1 rRNA gene is annotated in these 2,222 nt (G+C 53.2%); it reads right to left on the reverse strand.

The window, feature by feature from the left end:
- Positions 1-5: 5 nt before the first annotated feature.
- Positions 6-2,222: ribosomal RNA gene (locus FYJ62_RS10405) — 23S ribosomal RNA — on the reverse strand; the annotation flags it as partial.

Here is a 2,222-nt window from a genome sequence, read left to right on the forward strand (position 1 = left end):
TCGCTTTGGTCAAGTCCTCGACTGATTAGTACCGGTCCGCTCCAAGCCTCGCGGCTCTTCCACTCCCGGCCTATCTACCTCATCGTCTCTGAGGTGTCTTACTTTCTTGAAGAAATGGGAAATCTCATCTTGAGGGGGGCTTCGCACTTAGATGCTTTCAGCGCTTATCCCTTCCGCACATAGCTACCCAGCGATGCTCCTGGCGGAACAACTGGTACACCAGCGGTGCGTCCATCCCGGTCCTCTCGTACTAAGGACAGCTCCTCTCAAATTTCCTGCGCCCACGACGGATAGGGACCGAACTGTCTCACGACGTTCTGAACCCAGCTCGCGTGCCGCTTTAATGGGCGAACAGCCCAACCCTTGGGACCGACTTCAGCCCCAGGATGCGACGAGCCGACATCGAGGTGCCAAACCTCCCCGTCGATGTGAACTCTTGGGGGAGATAAGCCTGTTATCCCCAGGGTAGCTTTTATCCGTTGAGTGATGACCCTTCCATGCGGAATCACCAGATCACTAAGTCCTACTTTCGTACCTGCTCGAGTTGTTGCTCTCGCAGTCAAGCTCCCTTCTGCCTTTACACTCTGCGAATGATTTCCAACCATTCTGAGGGAACCTTTGAGCGCCTCCGTTACGCTTTAGGAGGCGACCGCCCCAGTCAAACTGCCCGTCAAACACTGTCCTCGGCCTGGTTCACAAGCCTGAGTTAGAGCATCCGTCAAGCAGGGGTAGTATCCCAACAGCGCCTCCGGTGAGACTGGCGTCCCACCTTCTCTGGCTCCTACCTATCCTGTACATGCTTGACAGATACCCAATATTAAACTGCAGTAAAGCTCCATGGGGTCTTTCCGTCCTGTCGCGGGTAACCCGCATCTTCACGGGTATTATAATTTCACCGAGTCTCTCGTTGAGACAGTGCCCAAATCATTACACCTTTCGTGCAGGTCGGAACTTACCCGACAAGGAATTTCGCTACCTTAGGACCGTTATAGTTACGGCCGCCGTTTACTGGGGCTTCAATTCAAGCCTTCGCTTGCGCTAAGCTCTCCTCTTAACCTTCCAGCACCGGGCAGGTGTCAGCACCTATACTTCATCTTGCGATTTTGCAGATGCCTGTGTTTTTGATAAACAGTTGCTTGGGCCTTTTCACTGCGGCTGATCTTGCGACCAGCGCCCCTTCTCCCGAAGTTACGGGGCCATTTTGCCGAGTTCCTTAACGAGAGTTCTCTCGCTCACCTGAGGATACTCTCCTCGACTACCTGTGTCGGTTTGCGGTACGGGTGCACCGTCTCTGGCTAGAAGCTTTTCTCGGCAGTGTGACGTCTCAGCCTTCGCTACTATAAATTTCGCTCCTCATCACGACTTGCTCTTGAAGGAATAAGCATTTGACTCATTCCAAAGCTTGTCGCTTGAACGTGGATCCAGCCCCACGCGCTGATAGCCTCCTGCGTCCCTCCTTCGCTCATAACGATTCGGTGCAGTACAGGAATCTCTACCTGTTGTCCATCGACTACGCCTTTCGGCCTCGCCTTAGGTCCCGACTTACCCTGGGCGGACGAGCCTGCCCCAGGAAACCTTAGTCTTGCGGCGGATGGGATTCTCACCCATCTTTCGTTACTCATACCGGCATTCTCACTTCTAGAAGCTCCACATGTCCTCCCGGTCATGCTTCACCGCCGCTAGAACGCTCTCCTACCACGTGCATAATGCACATCCACAGTTTCGGTATCATGCTTAGCCCCGTTAAATTTTCGGCGCGGCGTCACTCGACTAGTGAGCTATTACGCACTCTTTGAATGATGGCTGCTTCTGAGCCAACGTCCTAGTTGTCTACGCAACTCCACATCCTTTCCCACTTAGCATGTATTTAGGGACCTTAACTGGTGATCTGGGCTGTTTCCCTTTCGACTACGGATCTTATCACTCGCAGTCTGACTCCCGCATACAAATGTCTGGAATTCGCAGTTTATCTGGATTCAGTAACCCCTGACGGGCCCCTAGTCCAAACAGAGCTCTACCTCCAGCATCCTCTTTGCGAGGCTAGCCCTAAAGCTATTTCGGAGAGAACCAGCTATCTCCAAGTTCGTTTGGAATTTCACCGCTACCCACAACTCATCCCCGCAATTTTCAACTTACGTGGGTTCGGTCCTCCAGCGCGTTTTACCGCGCCTTCAACCTGGTCATGGGTAGGTCACTTGGTTTCGGGTCTGCATCAGCCAACT

It is taken from the genome of Lactobacillus porci (assembly GCF_009695985.1).
GTDB lineage: Bacteria > Bacillota > Bacilli > Lactobacillales > Lactobacillaceae > Lactobacillus > Lactobacillus absianus.